Origin of the sequence: Phyllobacterium sp. 21LDTY02-6 (assembly GCF_023554255.2) — a bacterium.
In the GTDB taxonomy this organism is placed as follows: domain Bacteria; phylum Pseudomonadota; class Alphaproteobacteria; order Rhizobiales; family Rhizobiaceae; genus Phyllobacterium.
In genome coordinates this window covers 244,876-265,160 of record NZ_JAMJWD020000006.1, presented here as the reverse complement: position 1 = coordinate 265,160, position 20,285 = coordinate 244,876, and the positions used below count along the sequence as shown (strand labels likewise).

Here is a 20,285-nt window from a genome sequence, read left to right as displayed (position 1 = left end):
GCCTGTCTATGAGGGCTTGCGCCCGTACAATTCCCGCAATTCGTCCTTGGCCCGTTCGAGCACGCGCTTCTGCTTCTGCGGAAGCTTGGTACCGGCCCGATTGACATAGAATGTCAGCATCGACATGGCGGAGCGGAACGGGCTTGATTTCCGCCGGTCGGACGCTTCCGCCGATTTCTTCAACGATCGGGCGATTTTCCTTGGGTCGTCGGCCTCGAAGACATTCTCCTCAAGGTCGAGTGCGTCGCTTTTCTCGGTCACTTCCTGCGACCATTTCTTCTGCTTGGGCATGAAACACTCTCCATTGCGAATTGTGTTGTTGATCAACATGATCAGCCGGAATTTGTTCCTTGCCCGGAAAGCATCGGTTATAGATCATTGACAATGCCGGGCTAGCGAGGGGGCGAGACGCATCACATGACGATTGAAACGACCAGAGCCGATATCGAATATGCTTTCCGTTTGATCTTGGGACGACAGATGAACGAGGAAGAAAGCGGGCATTATGGCTATGCGGGCAAGCCGCTTGAAGACATAGTTCGCATGTATCTGAACTCGCTCGAGTTCCAGAATCGCCGCTTGCTCGACCCGCCCGGCGCGAAAAACCTCGAAAAGGTGTTTCTCAACGATGCGTGGATCTATGCCGATCGCGCCGATCCCGATGTGGGCAGCAATGTTGCCGGTGGCAGCTATGAGCCGAACGTCACGCGGATCGTGAAGGAACTCGTGAAACCCGGCATGCGGGCGCTCGATATCGGCGCCAATATCGGCTATTTCACCATGCTGCTGGCGAAGCTCGTCGGCACGACGGGGCGTGTCCTCGCCATCGAGCCGAACATCGAAAACGGCAGGTTGCTCACCGCCAGCCGCGACGCCAATCAGTTCAGCCAGGTGGAGATCCTGCTGACCGCTGTCGGCGACCGGACGGACGTGCTTTCGCTGAGCGGTTCCGGCTCCAATGGCACGACTGCGACGCTGCAAGCCGGACAGTCACTTGAAATCAAGCGGCTGATACCCTGTGTGCGCCTCGACGGCATCCTGAAGAGCTGGGATCGCATCGATTTCATCAAGATCGATATCGAGGGCGCCGAGGTGAAGGCGTTCAACGGCATGATCGATATTCTCAGGCAGTTCCGGCCCATTATCGTCAGCGAGTTCAGCCCGAGCCTTATCGGCTGGATTTCGAGCGTGACGCCGGAGACCTATCTCCAGATGCTGATCGGTCTCGGATATCGTATCAATGTCATCACCGAGGACGGCGAACTCGTCGATCGCGGCCACGACGTCGAAGCCATCATGAACGATGTGGAGACTGCCGAGGGCGACCATATCGACATAGTCGCGCTGCCTGCCTAGCGGCCCAGCCCTCGGGCGCTATTGCAGATTGGTGTGACGGGCCTGCATGGCATCGTGCTGCCCGTCCGAAAAGGCCAGCGCAATGCTGTCGAGGATGAGCAGGCAGCTCTGTTCGAACAGCGTGCCGCCGAACTGGCGGCTGCCGGCCACCGGCACGAGGATGCGCGGATCGCAATATTGGGCGAGGGTGCTTTCGGCTCTCCCCATCAGGCCCGCAACTTGCGCACCTTCGGAACGCGCGATCCTGGCGAACGCTATCGTGGTGGCGGTTTCGCCCGAGGCCGAGAGGACGATCATCAGATCGCCCGATGCAATCGAGGGAGCGGTTGCCTCCCCGACGAAGTGGACCCGGTAGCCAAGGTGCATGAACCGCATCGCAGCCATCTCGGCCACCAGCCCCGAACGACCTTGCCCGCAGAAGAAGATCCGCCTGGCCGAATCCTGGAACAGGCCTTGCAGCGCCGCAAGGCCGGTCTCATCGATGCGCGCCATCGCCGCATCCAGTTCTTCCCTGACGGTTTGCAAGGGCGGCGGCCGCATGTGCTGCTCCTCCCGCGATTATTTGCGCACGAGGCTGAAGGTGAAATGGCTGCCGCGGTGATAGTCGACGGCGTAGACGACGGGGGCGCCGGCGTCATTATATGCCGTTTCCGTGATCAGCAGGGCAGGGCCGAAATCCCGCAGATCGTGGCGCTCCACGATTTCTTCCGGCAGCGTCACCGCGGTCACCGATGCCGCGGACATGCGCGGGCGCTGCTTGTAGCGTTCCAACAGGTCGAGCAGCGATCCACTCCAGTCGAGATCATAGAGCTTTTCGGGGATGATCGTGCGCGGAACATAGTCGAGGCAATACATGATTGGCGTGTCGCGCTCGAGGCGCAGCCGTTCCAGCCGGATCACCCGCTCGCCGGCATCGAGCTTCAGATGCCTGGCCACGGTCTTGTCGGCGATTTCCTCGCTGATGGAGAGAATGCGGTTGCTGGTGCGATATCCGTATTGCCGCGACATGTCCGTGACGCTCTCGAACACCGTGATGGGCCGGTCCACATGCACGGCGGACATCGCCGAAACGAAGCGCCCGCGCCCATGCTCGACATAGATGAAACTGTCCTGCTCGAGCAGCTTCAGGGCTTCCCTGAGTGCGGGACGGGAGACCTTGAAACGTTCGGTCAGCTGCGATTCGGTCGGCAGCTTGTCGCCGGGGGCGAGGCCCTCCTCGCGGATGAGTTCCGCAATCCGGTCTCTCAAGCGCACCACAAGGGTCCTTGAATCGCGCAACGGTTCTTCCACGGCAATACCTCGCAATTGTTCATTCTTCTTGTCTGACAAATCCTGCGAGGTCAAGCCAGGCATGCGACTGCGGCGCCAGGCTTCCCCGACAAGTGCCGCAATATGCCGAAAAGGCGCTCTACTTCCGCTTGACAAGCTGCGGCCTAGATGTCAGTTGTCTTACAACATTTCAAACCGGGACCAGACATTGTCATGCTAAACTTCGATGAACAGAGATATCTTCGCATTCAGTCGGGCGCGACTGGCTTTGCGGCACGTTTCGATGCCGTCATTGCCGATTGCCTGAACAGAGGCGCGGAGAATGTCTTCTTCCTTGGCACGGGCGGCGCGGCCATATTGATGCAGCCGGCAGCCCAGCTCCTGCAGCGCAGCTCGCGCTTTCCGGCCTATCTCGATCTGCCGGCGGAACTGATCCTCGCCAATTCGGCCAATCTCACCGCCAAGTCCATCGTCGTCATGCCTTCGCTCTCGGGAACGACCAAGGAAAGCGTGGCGATGCTGGCGAAGCTGAAGCAGATCGGCGCAACCGTGCTGACCCTTGTCGGCCATGCCGAGACGCCGCTAGGCAAGGGCGGCGACCACGCCTTCGTCAATTTTGCCGAGGACGACACGTCCTGCGAATCCTTCTACCTGCAATCCTTGTTCGTCGCGCTTTCCATCATGAAACACCGTGGCGAAATCGCCAATTACGAGCAGATCATTGCCGAGATCGCGCTGCTGCCGCAATTGCTGATCGAAGTGAAGCGCGGTTTCGAGCCCCAGGCGCGTGGTTTTGCCGAGGCGATTGCGGCGTCGAACTACCACATCATCGCCGGAGCCGGGAATGTATGGCCGGAAGCCTATTATTACGGCATGTGCATTCTCGAGGAGATGCAGTGGATCAGGACGCGGCCCGTGCATGCCTCGGATTTCTTCCACGGCACGCTTGAACTCGTCGAAGACGATGTCAGCGTCATTCTCTTCAAGGGCGAGGACAAGTTCCGCCCGCTCGCCGAAAGGGTGGAGAATTTCGTGCCGAACTACACGAAGAAGCTGTTCGTTCTCGACACGGCATCCTTCGCGCTTCCCGGCGTCTCGGATGAAGTGCGCGCCCTGGTCTCGCCGGTCGTCCTCGCCGCCGTCCTCGAAAGGGTCAGCGCGCATCTGGAAGTGATCCGCAATCATCCGCTGACCACGCGGCGCTATTACAAGCGCGTCGCCTATTGATTATGGACGCAGTCAGCCCGCATGGTGCTGCATCATGTATTGAGGCCTGAATGAGATCCTTCCAGTTCGCAGCGGTCGGCGACAATTGCGTCGACCGCTTTCAAACACCGGTGCGCGAGGCTTTCGCCGGCGGCAATGCCGTCAATGTCGCCGTCCAGTTGACCGCGCTCGGCTGCCCGACGGCCTATTTCGGCGCCATCGGCGATGATGCCGATGGCCGGCATATCGTCGACGCCTTGTCGGCGAACAGCGTCAATACCGACCATGTGGCCATTCGGCCCGCCGTTACCGCCTTCACCGACATCGACATCACCGAGGCGGGCGAACGGGTCTTTGTCGTCGAGGAGTTCGGTGCGTGCCGGGGCTATGCGCCAGAGCCCGACGAACTCCCAGTGCTGGTGCAGATGCGCCATGTCCATATCGGCTGGCTCGACGATGGCGGCGCCCTTCGGCAGGCGCTGGCGCAAAGCGGCACGAGCGTCTCGCAGGACGTCTCCGTCAATGCCGATCCGCGAAATCTCGACGTGACCGGCCTCGGCATCGTCTTCGCCTCGGCCGGCTCCCCCGATGAAGCGCGGCACATGGCAGCCGAGTTCCACCGGCGCGGCGCCGCCCTGGCGGTGGTGACGATGGGCGCGCTCGGCTCGCTGGCATCCGACGGCAAGGAGATCGTCCAGATCGGCATCAAGCCGGTCGACGTCGTCGATACCACGGGCGCCGGCGACAGCTTCATTGCCGGCTTCATCGCCGCAAGGAGCAGGGAGGGCGGCAATCTGCGCGTCTGGCTTGAGGCCGGGCGCGATGCCGCGGCCGCCACATGCACCCATCTTGGCGGCTTCCGGCAAATACCGCGCCGGCTCTGACCGCCTCGACCTGCCGCCGGCTGGAACCTAGTGCAATATCTGGCTGAGGAACAGCTTGCTGCGCTCGTTCTGCGGATTGTCGAAGAATTCCGCCGGTTTTCCTTCCTCGACGATCCGCCCCTGATCCATGAAGATCACCCGGTCCGCCACCTGGCGGGCAAAGCCCATTTCATGGGTGACGCACACCATCGTCATGCCTTCCCTGGCGAGGGAAACCATGGTGTCGAGCACTTCCTTGACCATTTCCGGATCAAGCGCCGATGTCGGCTCGTCGAACAGCATGATCCGGGGGCTCATGCAGAGCGCCCGGGCAATCGCCACCCGTTGCTGCTGGCCGCCGGAAAGCTGGCCGGGAAACTTGTTCGCCTGCTCGGGAATCCGGACGCGTTCGAGAAAGTGCATCGCCTGGTCGATCGCCTGCTTCTTCGGCGTCTTGCGAACCCATAGCGGGGCGAGGATGCAGTTCTGCAGGATGGTGAGATGCGGAAACAGGTTGAAGTGCTGGAATACCATCCCCACCTCGCGCCGCACCTCGTCGATCCGGTCCTCTTCATCGTTGAGTTCGATGCCGCCGACGACGATCCTGCCCGATTGGTGCGTCTCCAGCCGGTTGATGCAGCGGATCAGGGTCGATTTGCCCGAGCCCGACGGTCCGCACAGGACCACCTTCTCCCGCGGCGCAATCGTCAGGTTTATATCGTCGAGCGCATGATAGCTTCCATACCATTTATGGACGTCTTTCATCTCGATCTCGGCACTTGCAGGAGCAGGCTGGGTCATGAGTTCTGTCGTCTCCGATCAGCGCTTCAGGGAACGGCCGAACCGTTCCTCGATGCGGGCCTGGATGATTTCAAGGGCGATGGACAGCAGCCAGTAGATCATGGATGCGGTGATCAGCATCTCGATGTGGCGGAACTCCTTCTGGCCCATCGTGCGTGCCAGATACATGATTTCCCAGACGCCGACGACGGAGACCAGCGACGAATCCTTGAGCATGGCGATGAACTGGTTGCCCGTCGGCGGAATGATGACGCGCATCGCCTGCGGCAGGATCACCAGGAACATCGTGTGGTTGGGCCGCAGGCCGAGCGCGGTGGCGCCCTCGGTCTGGCCCTTCGGGATGCTCTCGATGCCGGCGCGGAAGATCTCCGTCATATAGGCGCCGTAGCAGAGCGAAAGCGCGAGGATGCCGGCCGGAATGGCGCCGATCACATAGCCGACCTGCGGCAGTCCGAGATAGATGATGTAGATCTGCATCAAGAGCGGCAGGCCGCGGAAGAGCGAGGTGTAAAAGCTGGCGAGGCCGTAGACGACGCCGTTCTTCGACAGTTTGGCGATTGCGCCGATGAGCGCGATGATCGTCGCGATGACGATCGAGATCACCGAAATATATAGCGTCGTCACCACGCCTTGCGTGATGAGAAACCCGATCTTCTTGGCGATGAAGCTGAAACTGAGATTGAACGAATAGAAGAACAGCAGCAGGAGCGCGAATAGCTCGGCCCAGACGGCGCCGACCTGGTAGAGCCGCGGCAGGAGGCCCAGCACCTTCCAGTTCAGCGCGATCAGCAGCGAGATCACGATCGCGGCCGCGACGCGCGACGCCCCGGGGGATTGCAGGGCTCCGGGCAGGAATGGCTGCAGCCAGCCCGGTCCCACGCCCATCCAGTAAAGCATGGCAGCCAAAAGCACGATGGCAACCGATCCGCCGATCCGCTTCGTCGCCTTCGGATGCGACAGGATAAACGTTGCGATCATGAGCGAAGTTTCCTTCTCTTAAGCTCGAACAGGGGGCTCTTGGGCTCAGACATAGGGGCGCTCCCGCCACCAGTCCTGGGCCTGCAATTTCCAGTAGGTCAGCTGGGCGGTGGCGAGCCCGGCGAGGCCGCCGGCCCAGACGAGGCCATAGGGGTTGAAGAGCGTATAGCGGTCGGACTGGCCGAGTATGGCTTCGGCAACCAGCTTTCCGCCGATCGCCGTCGTGTTGAGCCCATGTCCGCCAAAGGCCGTGCAATACCACACATCGGGCTGCAGCCGGCCGATCTGGGGCATGAGGTGGCGCGCATAGGACATCAGCCCCGACCAGGCGACTTCGGTGCGCAATTGCGCCAGCTGAGGATAGGTGGTGGTCATTTCCCGGCGCAGCTCATTGGCGAGGGCGCTGGCGGAAGCCGCCTTGGTGGTGATCCGGCCGCCCCAGAGCAGGCGGCGCCCGCCATCGACCACCCGGTAATAATCGCCCGCCCGCCGGTTGTCGCCGATGGCATCGGTGGTCGCGATGGCGGAAGCGATCAGTTCCGGCGCCTCTTCTGAAAGCATCACATAGGTGGCGATGGGCAGGAAGCTGCGGCCGACCTTCGGTATCAGCGAAGTCGTATAGCCGCCGGTGCTCAACACCAGGCGGCGCGCTTTCACCGTACCGGCGGCGGTGCGCACGACCTTCGAGGCTCCGGAAAGATCGGTCGATGCCGCCGCGCTCTGCTCGAAAATCCTGCCGCCGAGCCGCTCGATCTCGCGGGCGAGCGCACGCAGATAGTTCAGCGGATGTATGTGGAACGCCTGCGGGTCGCGCAGCGCCTGGAAGTAGCGATTGGAGCGCAGGCGCTGGCGCACCTCGTCGCACTCCATGAAATCGACCTTGTAGTTGAAATTCTTCTGCAGCTTCTCGGCATAGGCCTTGAGCCCGTCCGGATCGGGATAGCGCAACACGCTCATGATGCCGTTGACGGGCGCCGCCTCGGCAATCTTCAATTCTGCGATCGTATCGCGGACGAAATACATCCCTTCGACCGAAAGCGCATGCAGCTTGCGGGCAGCATCGGCGCCGACGGCACGCTCGATCGCATCGGCGCCATTGGCATAGCCCGGGCTGACAAATCCGCCATTGCGGCCGGAGGCGCCCCAGCCGATGCGCTGCGCTTCGAGCACCACCACCGACTGGCCGGCTCTTGCGAGCTGCAACGCGGCGGTGAGGCCGGCAAGGCCGCCGCCAACGATCAGCGTGTCGCATTCGATGATGCCATCGAGCTTCGGAAAGGAACGATCGTCCGCAAGCGTCCGGCGGTAAAACGTATCTATATATGTCATTGATCTCTCGCGGCCCACGGCAAGGCGATTGAAAAGGGGCGACATCGGCCGCCCCCTTCAAATGTATCAGTTGGCGCTGTAGTCCTTGCCGTACCATTTGGTGGTCAGCTTGGCCAAGGTACCGTCGGCCTTGATCGCCGCGATGGTTTCGCCGACCTTGGCGGTCCATTCCGGATCGCCCTTTTCGGCGATCACGACCAGCGGTTCGCGGAAGGCATATTCGCCTTCGATGATGCGTACCGGATAGCCGTTCTTGATGGCGTTCTGTGCAGTCTGTTCCGGCGCGATCACCGCGTCGAGGCGCACGCCATCGCCAAGCCGCAGATCGTCGAAAGGCAGCATGGAGTCGGCAAAGGTGCGCACTTCGCCCGGCTCGATCTTGTATTCGATCGGCGGCAGGCCCGGCGCATCGATCTCGAGCTGGCGGCGGATGAAATCCTCGGAGGTCGTCGCCGTTTCGACGCCGATCACCTTTCCGTTGAGATCGTTGACCGAAGCAGCCTTGCTGTCCTTGTGCACGACATAGACATAGGGGCTGTAATAATAGATCGAGGCGAAATCGATGACATTGGCGCGCGCCTTGGTCGGCGTTACCGAACCAACGCCCACATCATAGCGTCCCTGCCAGCGGCCGCCCGTCAGGGTCGCCCAATCCGGCGTCTCGAACGAGACTTCGACGCCCAGGCGCTTGCCGATTTCCTTGGCCATGTCGATGTCGAACCCGACCATTTCATTATTGTCGTCCAGATAGCTCTGGGGAGGCCAGCTGCTGTTCGTGGCGACCACCATTGCCTTCTTGCTCATGACCCGATCGAGCGTCGCGCCGGCGTGGGCCGCCGTCGAGGCCGCAAGAGCCAATGCTCCTGCCACTGCAAATTTGAGAAAACTGTTCACGAGAGACCTCCTTCTTTGGCAACGTCTTCCCCGCATTCTCTTGTGGTTATGTAAGACGTCAGACAATACATTGCGGCGTGAAAAGCTGCGGAGTCAAGAGAGCGGCGCAGCGAAACCACCGTCACTTGTTGTCGAATTCACATGGGATGATGAAGTTCGCACATCGGCGGCAGGCAAAAATCCGGCCCAAAAGAGCCTGCCTTCGATGCCGCAATGTTTGATGCAGTGCTATAAAAAAGCGATTGCACAAACGTTGCTGCGCCCTTCGTGGTTCGACAAGCTCAGCATGAGGGCTCAGGATGAGGGAATTGGGTGTTTGGCAGGGGGATAATTCTGCGAGGTTTCCAACCTGGGCTCCCTGCTTTTCTGCAATCAAATCAATCATCCTCATCCTGAGCCTGTTGAAGGACCCCACAACAGTAATGCAACGCCCGTCCCCTCTGGTGGGATAAATGGAAACTTATCCCACCACTTTGAAACCGGGTTATTCTGTGCAGGTCCTTTCCAGTGGGGGAGCAGCTTCCGGTGCTGTTTCGACAAGCTGGGAAAGGATGGCGTTGCCGGATAGTCGGAAGTGACAACCCCGACTGGCCGGCAAACTGCAGAAGGAAACGGAGGTAGCGCTTCGTTTTCCGGGTTGTTGCGTCTGACAAACGCAGGAACAGCAGGCAAAGACGTCGCGGGCGGTCTTCGGACCTAGACCCTGATACCATATTGACGCGCTGAAGACCGCCCGTCTCCCCCCTTTTCAATGACCAGACGCGATTTTCGCGGGCGTGGTGCGGATTTTCCGTATCCAGCATCTCGAAAAGGGATTGCACCCCACCTCCCTCATGCTGAGCCCCCACCTCCCTCATGCTGAGCTTGTCGAAGCACGCACTATGCTGATGCAACAAAAAAGGGATTGCACCACCGTTGCTGCGCCCTTCGACAAGCTCAGGATGAGGGTTATTGGATTGATTGCAAGAAGGTTGGGCGCCAGAGATTGAAACGTCACAGAACTACCACCCCACCACCAAACCACCGCTCTCAGCCCTCGCTGCGTTCGGCCCAGATCTGTGCGAGTGCCACCAGCGTGGCGACGCTCTTTTCCATGTCCTGCCGGCTCACCCATTCCAGCGGCGAGTGGAAGGCGTGGCCACCGGCGAAAATGTTGGCGCAGGGGAGGCCCATGAACGACAGGCGCGATCCGTCGGTGCCGCCGCGGATACTGCCGCGCACCGGCGTCAGGCCCGCCCGCGCTATCGCCTCGGTGGCGTATTCGACGATCCGGGGATGCTGGTCGAGCACCTGTTTCAGATTGCGGTATTGTTCCTTGACCTCAAAGGTAGAGGACGCGCCGGGATAGGCGGCGACGACCTCGTTCAGCAATGTCTCGAGCAGCGCGGCGCGCTGCTTGAGAAGCGCATCGTCGAAATCGCGGATGATAAAGCCGAGTTCGGCCTTTTCCATCGACCCGGTGATGCCGGTCGGGTGGATGAAGCCCTGCCGCCCCTCGGTCGTTTCAGGCGCCTGGTCGGCGGGAAGCCTGTCCAGCAGCGCGGCCGCGATCTTGATGGCGTTCTGCATCCGGCCCTTGGCAAAGCCCGGATGAATGGCGACGCCGGATATGGTGATCTCCACGCCGTCGGCCGAGAAGGTCTCGTCCTCGATAGTGCCCGCCGTCGAACCATCGACCGTATAGGCGAATTCGGCGCCGAGCCTGGCGAGGTCGACCTTGTCGACGCCGCGGCCGATCTCCTCATCCGGCGTGAACAGGATCTTGACGGTCCCGTGCGGGATCTGCGGGTTCTGCACCAATGTCTGCGCGGCGGTCATGATCTCGGCGATGCCGGCCTTGTCGTCCGCTCCGAGCAGGGTCGTGCCGTCCGTGGTGATGATGTCGTTGCCGATCTGGTCCGACAATGCCTTGTGTTCGCTCGGGCGGATGATCCGGCTGGAATCCCCCGGCAAGGGGATATCGCCGCCGCCATAATTGCGCACGATCTGCGGCTTGACATTGGCTCCGCTGAAATCGGGCGCCGTATCCATGTGGGAGCAGAAACATATGACCGGCACCGGCCTGTCCACATTGGACGGGATGGTGGCGTAGACATAGCCATGTTCGTCGAGATGGGCGTCGGAAAGGCCAAGTTCCAGCAGTTCCTCCACCAGAAGACGGCCGAGATCCTTCTGCTTCTCCGTCGATGGCTGCCTGGGCGATGTCGGGTCGGACTGCGTATCGATCACCACGTAACGCAGGAAACGTTCGACGACAGTCTGGTTCATTGCTCTTCCTTTCAGACCATTCGGCCGCTATCAGCCGAAATCGACGGCTGTCGTATTCGACCCGCAGACGAGCACGGCGACGCGCTCGTCAGGACCGGGACGATAGGCGCCCGACAGGATGGCGGCAAGGGCGGTGGCGCCGCCCGGTTCGGCCACGACGCGAGCGCCATTCCACAGCGCCTTCTGCGCGGCGATGATCGCATCATCCGTGACGAGGACCGATTCGGCGACATGGTCCCGTGCGATCGGAAACATGAGCTGCCCCACCTGGCGCGGGGCGAGGGAATCCGACGCGACGCTGCCCGCCGGCGCTTCGACCGGTTTGCCGGCCCGCAAGGCATCGTGCAGCGTCGGGGCGCCGTCGGGCTCCACCGCCACGATCCTGATGCGGCTGGCATACCAAGCGGCTATGCCGCCGATGAGCCCGCCGCCGCCAACCGCCACCAGCAGCGTCGTCACCTCGGGCAAATCCTCTTCGATCTCGTGGCCCAGCGTACCCTGGCCGAGCAGGGTCTCCATCTGGTCATAGGCATGGACGGCGAGCGCGCCATGTTCGGCAATGAATGTCTCGCTCGCGGCCAGCGCATCGGCGTAGCGCGCCCCACCGATGACGATATCGGCGCCATATTGCCGGATCAGCGCGATCTTCGCCGCCGAGGCAACTTCGGGCACGAAAATGGTCGCGCGGATGCCGAGCTGCTTCGCGGCATAGGCGACGGCCGCGCCATGATTGCCGCCCGAGGCCGCGACGACGCCGGCGGCGGGAATCTCGCGCGTCAGCAGATTGGCGAAAGCGCCGCGCGCCTTGAACGAGCCGGAATGCTGCAGGCATTCGAGCTTCAGGTCGAGCGGCAGCGCCGGACCGCCGAAATCGGCCAGGTCGGTGCGCAGGACAGGCGTTCGGCGCACATGGGGACGGATCAGCCGCGCGGTGTCGGCCATGGTCTCGCTTGTGATGAGCATCGGGAGAATCTCGCAATGGGGGAGCTGCCAGCTTAGGACCATCGCCGGGCGTCGCGCAAGCACCTTCGCAGCGCATTGCAGCACTGAGGTGCGCAGGATGCAGATGCAAATCTCCATGGGCCATTGCAAATTTTCAGTGAGGTTGACACCGCCATGAGCATCTGCTTATTTTCAATTTAACAAATGAGCAGAAATTGCACTTTTGTTGTTCGCTCTGAAAATCTGGGTCAATGGGGAGGAAAACCATGCTCAACCGTCGTCGTTTTTTGTCGAGATTCGTTCTGGCCGCGTCTGCCGTTGCGCTCGCGGCAGGTATCGGGCTAACCGCGCCAGCCCATGCGGAGGGATTGAAGATCGGCTTCAGCCAGGTGACGCTGCAGTCGCCATTCTATGTGCAATTGAAGACCGGCGCCGAGGCAGCGGCCAAGGCGGGCGGCGATACGCTGATCTTCCTCGATGCCAATGGCGATGTGAGCAAGCAGAACAACGATATCCAGGATCTGATCACCCAGGGCGTCAACGCGCTCATCATCAATCCGGTCAATCCTGATGCGGTCGTGCCTTCGCTCGAAGCCGCCGTTGCCGCAGGCATCCCGGTCATCACCGTCGACCGCAGCGTCAATGGCGAGGGCGTCACCGCCCATATCGGCCGCGACAACAAGAAGATGGGCCAGATGGTCGGCGAGGCAGTCGTCGAAAGGCTGAAGGCCGATGGCGTGGAGAAGGCCAAGATCATCGAGATCCAGGGCGATGCCGGCGGCGCGGTCATGATGGATCGCCGCGACGGCTTCCACAAGGCGATCGAGGGTTCCGGCCATACGATCGTCGAGGGACCCTATGCCGAATATATCCGGGCCAATGCCGTTACCGCCATGCAGGATCTCCTGCAGGCAAATCCGGACGTCAAGCTGGTCTATGCCCATAATGACGACATGGCTCTCGGCGCGCTGCAGGTGCTGAAGGAAAACAACCGCAACGACGTGCTCGTCGCCGGCGTCGATGGGCTTTCGGAAGCCCTCGGCATCATCGCCGATGGCGGCAATTACATCGCTTCCGCGCTGAACGATCCGAAATATCTCGGCGACGTGACCATCCAGGTGGCGCGCGAGGCGGCGGCGAAGAAGCCGGTGGCCAAGTTCGTCGATGCCGGTTCGACGCTCGTCACTGCCAAGAATGTCGCGGATTTCCCGCGTGAAGGCCTGTTCGCCGAATATCGCCCCGAGGTTCTGGGCAAATAACCATATTGGCGGGGCCGGTTCTGCCGACCCCGCATTGTTTCCTATCCATACGCAGTCAAGGATCCATCATGCGCGCAGCAGTACTTTACGCCCCCGGTGATATACGCCTCGAAGAGGTTCCCGTTCCGGATGTGCTTCCGGGGCATGTGCTGCTGCGCGTTGCCGCCGTCGGTGTCTGCGGCTCCGACCTGCCGCGCATGCTGATCAAGGGCGCGCACAAGATGCCGCTGATCTGCGGCCATGAATTCTCCGGCCATATCGCCGAACTGGGCGAGGGCGTCGAAGGCTTCACCAAGGGCGAACTCGTGGCCGTGCCGCCCATGCTGCCCTGCTACAAATGCGACCAGTGCCAGAAGGGCCAGTTCTCGCGCTGCCGCGACTATGATTATTTCGGTTCCCGCCGCGATGGCGCCTATGCGGAATATGTCTGCGTGCCGGTGTCCAATCTCCTGAAGACGCCGGAAGGCATCGATCCAAGGGCCGTCGCCATGACCGACCCCGCCTCGATCGCACTCCACGCCATCTGGAAGGCCGGCGGCATGACCATGGGCCAGCGCGGCGGCGTCATCGGCTGCGGCCCCATCGGCCTGTTCGCCATCCAGTGGATGCGGCTCATGGGCGCCAGCGAAGTCGTCGCGGTGGACGTGTCGGAAGAGAAGCTGGAACTCGCCCGCCGGGCCGGCGCCAAGCACACGTTCCTTTCCGGCAGCGACATACCGGCCGGTCTTCTCTGCGATACGATCGTGGAGGCAGCGGGGCATCCCTCGTCCATCAACATGGCCGTAAAGATGGCGGCGCCCAGCGGCCATGTGGTATTCATCGGCATTCCGGTCGGCGAAGTGCCGCTCGACAACAAGACTTTCCAGCATTTCCTGCGGCAGGAGATTTCCCTGCATGGGTCGTGGAATTCGTTCGGCGCGCCCTATCCCGGGCCGCAATGGACGGTCACGCTGGAGAAGCTCGGATCGGGAGAACTCGAATGGGAATTCATGCTGACCCATGACCTCGACCTTGCCGAACTGCCGGCAATGTTCGGCAAGTTCCAGAATGACAGGTCGATGTTCTTCTCCAAGGTGATGTTCCGCCCCTGATCGTGGCGGGACAGGGAGGATTTAGAGGATGACACTCGTCCTTAGCTTCGATCTTGGCACGGGAGGTGCCAGGGCAGGCGTCTATGATGTCGAACGGCGCACCATGCTGGCCACGTCCGAGGCGAGCTATGCGACCGCGCATCCACGCGCCGGCTGGGCGGAGCAGCAGCCGGAAGAATGGTGGGCCGCGGTGCTTGCCGCCGGCCGCGATGCCATCGCCCAATGCGGATCGAACGATATCGCCGCCGTCTGCGTGGCGACTACCGCGTCGTCCGTGGTGATCTGCGACAGGGAAAGCGCACCGCTCTATCCGGCCATCCTGTGGATGGATTGCCGGGCGGCCGCCGAAGCGCGCGCAACCGAAGCCGTGTCCCATCCCGTCATGGCCTATAGCGGCGGCGGCGATGCAGCCGAATGGCTCGTTCCGAAGGCGATGTGGCTGGCGGCCAACGAGCCGGAAGTCTTCGCCAGTGCCGATATTATCTGCGAGGCGCTCGATTTCATCAATTACCGGCTGAGCGGCATCTGGGCCGGCTCGCGCATGAACGCCGCCTGCAAGTGGAACTATGATTCCAGCGCCGGCAGCTTCGTGCCCGAGATCTACGAAGCCCTCGGCATTCCCGGCCTTCACGGCAAGCTGCCCGCGACCATCGTCCCGGTGGGCGATCCTGTCGGGGCCTTGCTGCCGGAAGTGCGCGATGCACTCGGCATTGCAGGGCCGGCGATCGTCGTCCAGGGCGGCATCGATGCCCATATCGGCATGCTCGGCGCCGGCACGGTCGCCGCCGGCGTCATGCTGATCATCGGCGGCACATCCGTCGTCCATCTCACCCATCTCGCCGGACAGGGCGATGTGCGCGGCTTCTGGGGTCCCTATCCGAATGCGCTGGTCGACGGGCTCTGGCTGGTGGAGGCGGGGCAGGTCTCCGCCGGCTCGATCCTCAACTGGCTCAGCCGCAAGATTTTCGGGCTGGACGAGGCCGGCCATGCCGATCTCATCCGCGAGGCCTCGTCCGCCGCGGCCCGCAATTCCGGCCTGCTCACCCTCGACTACTGGATGGGCAACCGCACGCCTTACCGGGATGCCGACCTGCGCGGCGCCATTCTCGGGCTCTCCCTCGGCCATGGCCGGGCGGACATATATTCGGCGGCCGTGGACTCGATCGCCCTCGGCTCGGCCAATGTGGTCGATGTGCTTGAAGAACGCAGCGTATCGGTCGATCGGATCGTGGTGGCGGGCGGCATCTGCAAGAACCCGCTCTGGTTGCAGGCCACCGTCGATGCACTCGGCCGGCCGGTGCAGGTGGCCTATGGCGACAATCTCTCGCTCATCGGCACGGCGGCGTGCTCGGCCCATGCGCTCGGCCTGTTTCCGGACCTGATCAGCGCCTCGGAAAGCTGTGCCGCGCCGACGCGCGAACTCCTGCCCGATCCCGCCGCCAGCAGGCGCTATCGCAACATGCTGGAACTTTATAGAACGGCAACGGAATCATTGACGCCGGTGCTCCACGATCTCAGCGCGCGGCAAAGAGCGGGAACCGAACAATGACCGATGCGCGGCTGACTTCCTCCACCAGGCTTCCTTCCGACGAGCAGCGCGAGCATCTGATGGTGCGCGTGGCCAAGCTCTATTACGACCTCGACAAGACACAGAGCGAGATCGCCAAGGAGCTCGGCCTGACGCGCTGGCAGGTCGGCCGGCTGATGACGGAGGCCAAGGAGCTTGGCGTCGTGCGGATCGAGATCACGCCGCGCGCCCAGCGCAAGACCGAACTCGAAGTGCGGCTGCAGCAGGAATTCGGCCTCAACGATGCCGTCGTCGTTCCTTCCGGCGGCACGGCGGATTCCGGGCTGCTGATCGAGAGCGTCGCCCAGGCCGCGGCCCGCTACCTGACGGGCCTGACGCCGCGGGCCGATCTCGTCGGCGTATCCTGGGGCCGCACCATGTCGGCGGTGGCGCGGTTCCTGCCGACGAACTGGAACCCGGGCGTGCATGTGGTGCTGGTCAATGGCGCTACCAACCTGCGTTCCTCGATGACCCATACCAGCGCGGTCGCGGAGGAATTCGCCAAGGCCGGCAATGGCACGGCGACGCTCCTGCCGGTGCCGGCCATCGTCGGCAAGAAGAGCACGCGCGAAGTGCTCGAAGAAGACCCGATCATCGAGCGCGTGCTCGACCTTGCCATGCAGGCGGAGGTGGTCTGCTTCGGCATGGGCGGCATCACGCATGAATCGGTGCTTCTCAGCTCCGGCTATCTCGACGAAGCCGACATAGACCGGCTGAAGGACGCCGGCGCCGTCGGCGACATACTCGGCCGCTTCGTCGATGGCGACGGCAATATAGTCGACCGCGCCATTGACGACCGCACCGTCGGGATGCGGCTCGAATTCCTGAAAACCAAGAAGTGGTCGATCGGCGTCGTCGCGGGCGAGGAGAAGTTCCGCATCGCCGCGTCGGCGCTCAAGGCCGGCTATGTTTCGGTCATCGTTACCGATGAAGCAACCGCACGATATGCGCTGAGGATGTCGGATGCCTGATAATGTTCTAACCGTTCGCAATGTCTCGAAGATCTTCCTGCCCAGCATCGTGGCGCTGGAATCGGCGTCGCTGGAAGTGCGGCCCGGCGAGGTCCATTGCCTGCTTGGTGCCAATGGCGCCGGCAAGTCCACCCTGCTGAAGATCATCGCCGGCGCCTTCCGCCCGACGGGCGGCGAACTGGCCATCGGCGGCCAGCCGGTGGAACTGCGCTCGCCCGCCGATGCGGCGCGCCACGGCATTTCCATGATCTACCAGGAGCTGGATCTCGTGCCGCAGCTGACCGTGGAGCAGAACCTGTTCCTCGGCCATGCGCCGACGCGGATGGGCATCATCGATCATGCGGAGCGGCGGCGGCGCGCGAACGAGGCGCTGGCGCGCGTGGGCGCCCGCTTCCGGCCCGATGCCCGCGTCGAGACGCTCTCGGTCGCCAACCAGCAGCTGACCGCCATTGCCCGGTCGCTGACCATGGATGCGAAAGTCATCATCATGGACGAGCCTTCCGCATCGTTGAACGAGACCGAGCTGAAATCGGTGTTCGAGGTGATCCGCGAACTCGTCAGGCAGGGCGTCGCCATCGTCTATGTCAGCCATCGCCTCGGCGAACTGCGCGAGATCGGCGACCGCGTCACCGTATTGCGCGGCGGCCGCACGATCGGCACCTACAGCATAGAAGAGACAAGCGACACGGCGCTGGTCGAGGCCATCATCGGCAAGCAGAGGTCCCTGATCGAGCGCAAGCCGCGCAAGCCCGTCACCGGCGATACCGCCCTGCGGGTCAACCGCCTGCGCGGCGCGGAAGGCCTCGACATTGCCGGCCTCGAGGTTCGCTGGGGCGAAGTCGTGGGGCTGACCGGCCTCAATGGTTCGGGGCGCACCTCCTTCCTCAAGGCGCTGTTCGGCGCACATCATTTCGACGGCGAGATACTGCTCGAGGACAGGCCGTTTCATCCGCGGCATCCGGCGGATGCCATTCGCCGCGGCGTGGGCCTCGTGCCGGAGAACCGCAAGACCGAGGGTCTGGTGCTCCATGCGCCGATCTACAAGAATGCCACCCTGCCGTCGATGCGCAGCAGCTGGCTGACGCGGCACAAGCTGCAGAAGGAGCGCACGGTGCCGGTCCTGAAGAGCCTGTCGACGAAATACGGCAAGCCCGAACAGGCCGTGGTGCAGCTTTCCGGCGGCAACCAGCAGAAAGTCGTGCTGGCGAAGTGGATCATCAACGGCGCGCGCATCCTGCTGCTCGACGAGCCGAGCCGCGGCCTCGATATCGGCGCCAAGGCCGACCTCTACGATCTGGTGGACAAGCTGGCGGAGGATGGCGCAGCCGTCATCGTCGCCAGCAGCGAGCTCGAGGAGCTCTATGCCGCCTGCGACAATATCTGGGTCTTCCACGAGGGTCGCAACATCGGCCGCTACGACCCTGCCAACACTGACCGCGATGCTATCCTGCGCGCTACAATATTGGGTGAACAACATGTCTAAGACCGCAACGCCTTCCGTCGAAGCGCCCTATCCGCCGATTGGCAAACGTCTTGCGGATATGGCGATCGAATATAATTTCATCGTCATCTTTCTGATCGTCGTCGCCGTCGCGACCATGCTTTCGGACAATTTCCTGACGTTCGCCAATGTCGCCAACCTGTTCCAGCAGGCGGCGGTGGTCGGCGTCGTCGCCATCGGCATGACCTTCGTCATCCTCACCGGGAATATCGATCTGTCGGTCGGCAGCGTCGTCGCCCTGTGCGGCATGCTGGTCGCGGTGCTGATGCAGAACGGCTTCGATCCCTTCGTGGCGGTCGCGATCACCGCCCTGATCGGAACCGCCTGCGGCGCGGCGATGGGCGCGATCAGCGCGCTCGCCCAGGTGCCGAGCTTCATCGTGACGCTCGCCGGTCTCGTCTCGTTTCGCGGCGTAACCTATCTGCTGACGGACGGCGTGCCGGTCAGCGGCCTGCCGAAAGGCTTCTCCGCCATCGGATCGACCATGGTTCCCGTGTTGCCGGGCTTCGCCATCTCGTCGATGGGGCTCATCTTCATCGGATTGTGCATCATCGCCGGCATCGTGCTCCGCCTGACGGTCTTCGGCGAATATGTCTTCGCCACGGGTGGAAACCCGCAGGCGGCGCGGCTTTCCGGCCTGCCGACCCGGCTGATGATCACCGCCGTCTTCGCGGTTTCCGGCTTCATGGCCGCGCTTGGCGGCATTCTTCTAACGTCGCGCCTGCGCATCGGTCAGCCGACCGCCGCGCAGGGACTGGAACTCGATGCCATAGCAGCTGTCGTACTCGGCGGCACCAGCCTTTTCGGCGGCCGCGGCGGCATTCTCGGCACCTTCTTCGCCGTGATGCTGCTGCAGGTGCTGCGAAATATATTCAATCTTCTCGGCTTGGGTTCCTTCTATCAGATGACTGTGACAGGTATCATCATCGTTGCAGCCATCCTGCTCAATCGCTTTATCGATCATAGGAAGGGTCGGGAATGAACCGCCAGGAGATATTGGTGACAAAAGGAACGGAGTTGCTGGTGCAACCGGATCATGGACGCAACGGCGGCACCAGGCTGAAGCCGGAATGGTTCGAGGACATTGCCGTCAATCGTTCGGCGACGGAACGGCGCGCTGCGACGCTGCCGACGCGCCGGACGGTGAAGAAGGAATATCAGGCCGCCTGGCTCGTGAAGGCGATCACCTGCATCGACCTGACCACCCTGGCCGGCGACGATACGCCGGGCCGCGTGCAGCGCCTCTGCGCCAAGGCGCGCCGGCCCGTCCGGGCCGATATTCTGGCGGCGCTCGGCCTCGAGAACGAGAACATCACCACCGGCGCGGTCTGCGTCTATCCGACCATGGTGCCGCATGCGGTGAAGGCGCTGCAGGGGACGAACATCCCCGTCGCCTCGGTCGCCACCGGCTTTCCGGCCGGGCTGACGCCACTGCCGCAGCGCCTCGCCGAGATCGAATATGCGGTCGGGGAGGGAGCCGACGAGATCGACATCGTGATCACGCGCGAACATGTCCTGACCCAGAACTGGAGCGCGCTCTATGACGAGATCGCGCAGATGCGCCAGGCCTGCGGCAAGGCCCATCTGAAGGCGATCCTCGCCACCGGCGATCTCAATACGCTGCGCAATGTCTACCGCGCCTCCATGGTCGCCATGCAGGCGGGCGCAGACTTCATCAAGACCTCGACCGGCAAGGAGGACGTCAATGCGACCCTGCCGGTCAGCCTGATCATGCTGCGCGCCCTGCGCGATTATGGCGAGCTTTCGGGCCAGACCGTCGGCTTCAAGCCTGCCGGCGGCATGAAGACCGCGAAGGACGCCATGAACTGGCTGATCCTGATGAAGGAAGAACTGGGCCTGCCGTGGATGCAACCGAACCTGTTCCGGCTCGGCGCAAGTTCGATGCTCGGCGATATCGAGCGGCAGCTGGAACATTATGTAACGGGCCGCTACGCCGCGTCGTCGCGCCACGCGCTCGCTTGAGGATCAG

General features: G+C 62.5%; 19 protein-coding genes. 10 read left to right on the top strand and 9 right to left on the bottom strand.

Annotated features, from left to right (window positions below; all coding sequences use genetic code 11):
* Positions 1-6 precede the first annotated feature (6 nt).
* Positions 7-291 (bottom strand): DUF3175 domain-containing protein, encoded by a 285-nt coding sequence (locus tag M8997_RS19775; RefSeq protein WP_250019802.1) that lies wholly within the window; start codon positions 289-291, stop codon positions 7-9.
* Positions 292-480: 189 nt separating this feature from the next.
* Here M8997_RS19775 and M8997_RS19770 point away from each other — a divergent pair, with 189 nt between their 5' ends.
* Positions 481-1,356 carry an FkbM family methyltransferase gene (locus tag M8997_RS19770; protein WP_250019804.1) on the top strand — a complete coding sequence of 292 codons (876 nt, stop codon included), beginning with the start codon at positions 481-483 and terminating at the stop codon, positions 1,354-1,356.
* An 18-nt stretch (positions 1,357-1,374) separates the two neighbouring features.
* Here the strand turns inward: M8997_RS19770 and M8997_RS19765 are convergent, their stop codons facing one another.
* Positions 1,375-1,896: an SIS domain-containing protein gene (locus M8997_RS19765; RefSeq protein WP_250019805.1), complete on the bottom strand. Its 522-nt coding sequence runs from the start codon at positions 1,894-1,896 to the stop codon at positions 1,375-1,377.
* An 18-nt stretch (positions 1,897-1,914) separates the two neighbouring features.
* Entirely contained in the window at positions 1,915-2,646 is a 732-nt protein-coding gene (locus tag M8997_RS19760; protein ID WP_371929616.1) for a GntR family transcriptional regulator, read from the bottom strand.
* Positions 2,647-2,838: 192 nt separating this feature from the next.
* Between M8997_RS19760 and M8997_RS19755 the strand changes: the two genes are divergently transcribed.
* Both M8997_RS19755 and M8997_RS19750 read left to right on the top strand, forming a co-directional pair.
* Positions 2,839-3,852, top strand: coding sequence for an SIS domain-containing protein (locus M8997_RS19755; RefSeq protein WP_250019808.1), 1,014 nt, complete (start codon positions 2,839-2,841; stop codon positions 3,850-3,852).
* Between the two features lie 50 nt (positions 3,853-3,902).
* Complete coding sequence (locus M8997_RS19750) at positions 3,903-4,715, top strand: PfkB family carbohydrate kinase (RefSeq protein ID WP_250019809.1); 813 nt, start codon at positions 3,903-3,905, stop codon at positions 4,713-4,715.
* A gap of 27 nt (positions 4,716-4,742) precedes the next feature.
* Here M8997_RS19750 and M8997_RS19745 read toward each other — a convergent pair whose 3' ends face one another.
* The 6 genes from M8997_RS19745 to M8997_RS19720 all read right to left on the bottom strand — a co-directional run bounded on the left by M8997_RS19745 (position 4,743) and on the right by M8997_RS19720 (position 11,927).
* Positions 4,743-5,495, bottom strand: a complete 753-nt coding sequence (locus M8997_RS19745; RefSeq protein ID WP_250019810.1) for an amino acid ABC transporter ATP-binding protein — start codon at positions 5,493-5,495, stop codon at positions 4,743-4,745.
* Positions 5,496-5,513: 18 nt separating this feature from the next.
* The gene (locus M8997_RS19740; RefSeq protein WP_250019811.1) at positions 5,514-6,473 is read right to left on the bottom strand and encodes an amino acid ABC transporter permease; all 960 of its coding nucleotides are present in this window, start codon (positions 6,471-6,473) and stop codon (positions 5,514-5,516) included.
* Positions 6,474-6,518: 45 nt separating this feature from the next.
* A complete protein-coding gene (locus M8997_RS19735; protein ID WP_250019812.1) occupies positions 6,519-7,802 on the bottom strand; it encodes an FAD-binding oxidoreductase in 1,284 nt (427 codons plus the stop codon).
* A 66-nt stretch (positions 7,803-7,868) separates the two neighbouring features.
* Positions 7,869-8,696 carry a transporter substrate-binding domain-containing protein gene (locus M8997_RS19730; protein WP_371929612.1) on the bottom strand — a complete coding sequence of 276 codons (828 nt, stop codon included), beginning with the start codon at positions 8,694-8,696 and terminating at the stop codon, positions 7,869-7,871.
* Positions 8,697-9,725: 1,029 nt separating this feature from the next.
* On the bottom strand, positions 9,726-10,964 hold the full coding sequence (pepT, locus tag M8997_RS19725) for a peptidase T (protein WP_250019485.1): 1,239 nt from the start codon (positions 10,962-10,964) through the stop codon (positions 9,726-9,728).
* 30 nt (positions 10,965-10,994) lie between these two features.
* Positions 10,995-11,927 carry a threonine/serine dehydratase gene (locus M8997_RS19720; RefSeq protein WP_250019486.1) on the bottom strand — a complete coding sequence of 311 codons (933 nt, stop codon included), beginning with the start codon at positions 11,925-11,927 and terminating at the stop codon, positions 10,995-10,997.
* Between the two features lie 245 nt (positions 11,928-12,172).
* Between M8997_RS19720 and M8997_RS19715 the strand changes: the two genes are divergently transcribed.
* The 7 genes from M8997_RS19715 to deoC all read left to right on the top strand — a co-directional run bounded on the left by M8997_RS19715 (position 12,173) and on the right by deoC (position 20,278).
* The gene (locus tag M8997_RS19715; protein ID WP_250019487.1) at positions 12,173-13,165 is read left to right on the top strand and encodes a substrate-binding domain-containing protein; all 993 of its coding nucleotides are present in this window, start codon (positions 12,173-12,175) and stop codon (positions 13,163-13,165) included.
* A gap of 68 nt (positions 13,166-13,233) precedes the next feature.
* Positions 13,234-14,256, top strand: a complete 1,023-nt coding sequence (locus M8997_RS19710) for a galactitol-1-phosphate 5-dehydrogenase (RefSeq protein WP_250019488.1) — start codon at positions 13,234-13,236, stop codon at positions 14,254-14,256.
* Positions 14,257-14,284: 28 nt separating this feature from the next.
* On the top strand, positions 14,285-15,805 hold the full coding sequence (locus M8997_RS19705; protein ID WP_250019489.1) for a ribulokinase: 1,521 nt from the start codon (positions 14,285-14,287) through the stop codon (positions 15,803-15,805).
* The gene (locus M8997_RS19700) at positions 15,802-16,794 is read left to right on the top strand and encodes a sugar-binding transcriptional regulator (RefSeq protein WP_250019490.1); all 993 of its coding nucleotides are present in this window, start codon (positions 15,802-15,804) and stop codon (positions 16,792-16,794) included. Before M8997_RS19705 ends, M8997_RS19700 begins: the two co-directional genes overlap by 4 nt.
* Positions 16,787-18,277 (top strand): sugar ABC transporter ATP-binding protein, encoded by a 1,491-nt coding sequence (locus M8997_RS19695; protein WP_250019491.1) that lies wholly within the window; start codon positions 16,787-16,789, stop codon positions 18,275-18,277. Before M8997_RS19700 ends, M8997_RS19695 begins: the two co-directional genes overlap by 8 nt.
* Positions 18,270-19,277 carry an ABC transporter permease gene (locus M8997_RS19690; protein ID WP_250019492.1) on the top strand — a complete coding sequence of 336 codons (1,008 nt, stop codon included), beginning with the start codon at positions 18,270-18,272 and terminating at the stop codon, positions 19,275-19,277. The genes M8997_RS19695 and M8997_RS19690 overlap by 8 nt, the downstream gene beginning before the upstream one ends.
* A complete protein-coding gene (gene deoC / locus M8997_RS19685) occupies positions 19,274-20,278 on the top strand; it encodes a deoxyribose-phosphate aldolase (RefSeq protein WP_250019493.1) in 1,005 nt (334 codons plus the stop codon). Before M8997_RS19690 ends, deoC begins: the two co-directional genes overlap by 4 nt.
* Positions 20,279-20,285 lie beyond the last annotated feature (7 nt).

Excerpts from the sequence above, each read along its gene's own strand:
- M8997_RS19735 (WP_250019812.1), bottom strand. The coding sequence starts at position 7,802 with ATGACATATATAGATACGTTTTACCGCCGGACGCTTGCGGACGATCGT.
- M8997_RS19720 (WP_250019486.1), bottom strand. The coding sequence starts at position 11,927 with ATGCTCATCACAAGCGAGACCATGGCCGACACCGCGCGGCTGATCCGT.
- M8997_RS19750 (WP_250019809.1), top strand. The coding sequence starts at position 3,903 with ATGAGATCCTTCCAGTTCGCAGCGGTCGGCGACAATTGCGTCGACCGC.
- pepT (WP_250019485.1), bottom strand. The coding sequence starts at position 10,964 with ATGAACCAGACTGTCGTCGAACGTTTCCTGCGTTACGTGGTGATCGAT.
- M8997_RS19770 (WP_250019804.1), top strand. The coding sequence starts at position 481 with ATGAACGAGGAAGAAAGCGGGCATTATGGCTATGCGGGCAAGCCGCTT.
- M8997_RS19705 (WP_250019489.1), top strand. The coding sequence starts at position 14,285 with ATGACACTCGTCCTTAGCTTCGATCTTGGCACGGGAGGTGCCAGGGCA.
- M8997_RS19745 (WP_250019810.1), bottom strand. The coding sequence starts at position 5,495 with ATGACCCAGCCTGCTCCTGCAAGTGCCGAGATCGAGATGAAAGACGTC.
- deoC (WP_250019493.1), top strand. The coding sequence starts at position 19,274 with ATGAACCGCCAGGAGATATTGGTGACAAAAGGAACGGAGTTGCTGGTG.
- M8997_RS19710 (WP_250019488.1), top strand. The coding sequence starts at position 13,234 with ATGCGCGCAGCAGTACTTTACGCCCCCGGTGATATACGCCTCGAAGAG.
- M8997_RS19740 (WP_250019811.1), bottom strand. The coding sequence starts at position 6,473 with ATGATCGCAACGTTTATCCTGTCGCATCCGAAGGCGACGAAGCGGATC.
- M8997_RS19700 (WP_250019490.1), top strand. The coding sequence starts at position 15,802 with ATGACCGATGCGCGGCTGACTTCCTCCACCAGGCTTCCTTCCGACGAG.
- M8997_RS19695 (WP_250019491.1), top strand. The coding sequence starts at position 16,787 with ATGCCTGATAATGTTCTAACCGTTCGCAATGTCTCGAAGATCTTCCTG.
- M8997_RS19755 (WP_250019808.1), top strand. The coding sequence starts at position 2,839 with ATGCTAAACTTCGATGAACAGAGATATCTTCGCATTCAGTCGGGCGCG.
- M8997_RS19715 (WP_250019487.1), top strand. The coding sequence starts at position 12,173 with ATGCTCAACCGTCGTCGTTTTTTGTCGAGATTCGTTCTGGCCGCGTCT.
- M8997_RS19775 (WP_250019802.1), bottom strand. The coding sequence starts at position 291 with ATGCCCAAGCAGAAGAAATGGTCGCAGGAAGTGACCGAGAAAAGCGAC.
- M8997_RS19690 (WP_250019492.1), top strand. The coding sequence starts at position 18,270 with ATGTCTAAGACCGCAACGCCTTCCGTCGAAGCGCCCTATCCGCCGATT.
- M8997_RS19765 (WP_250019805.1), bottom strand. The coding sequence starts at position 1,896 with ATGCGGCCGCCGCCCTTGCAAACCGTCAGGGAAGAACTGGATGCGGCG.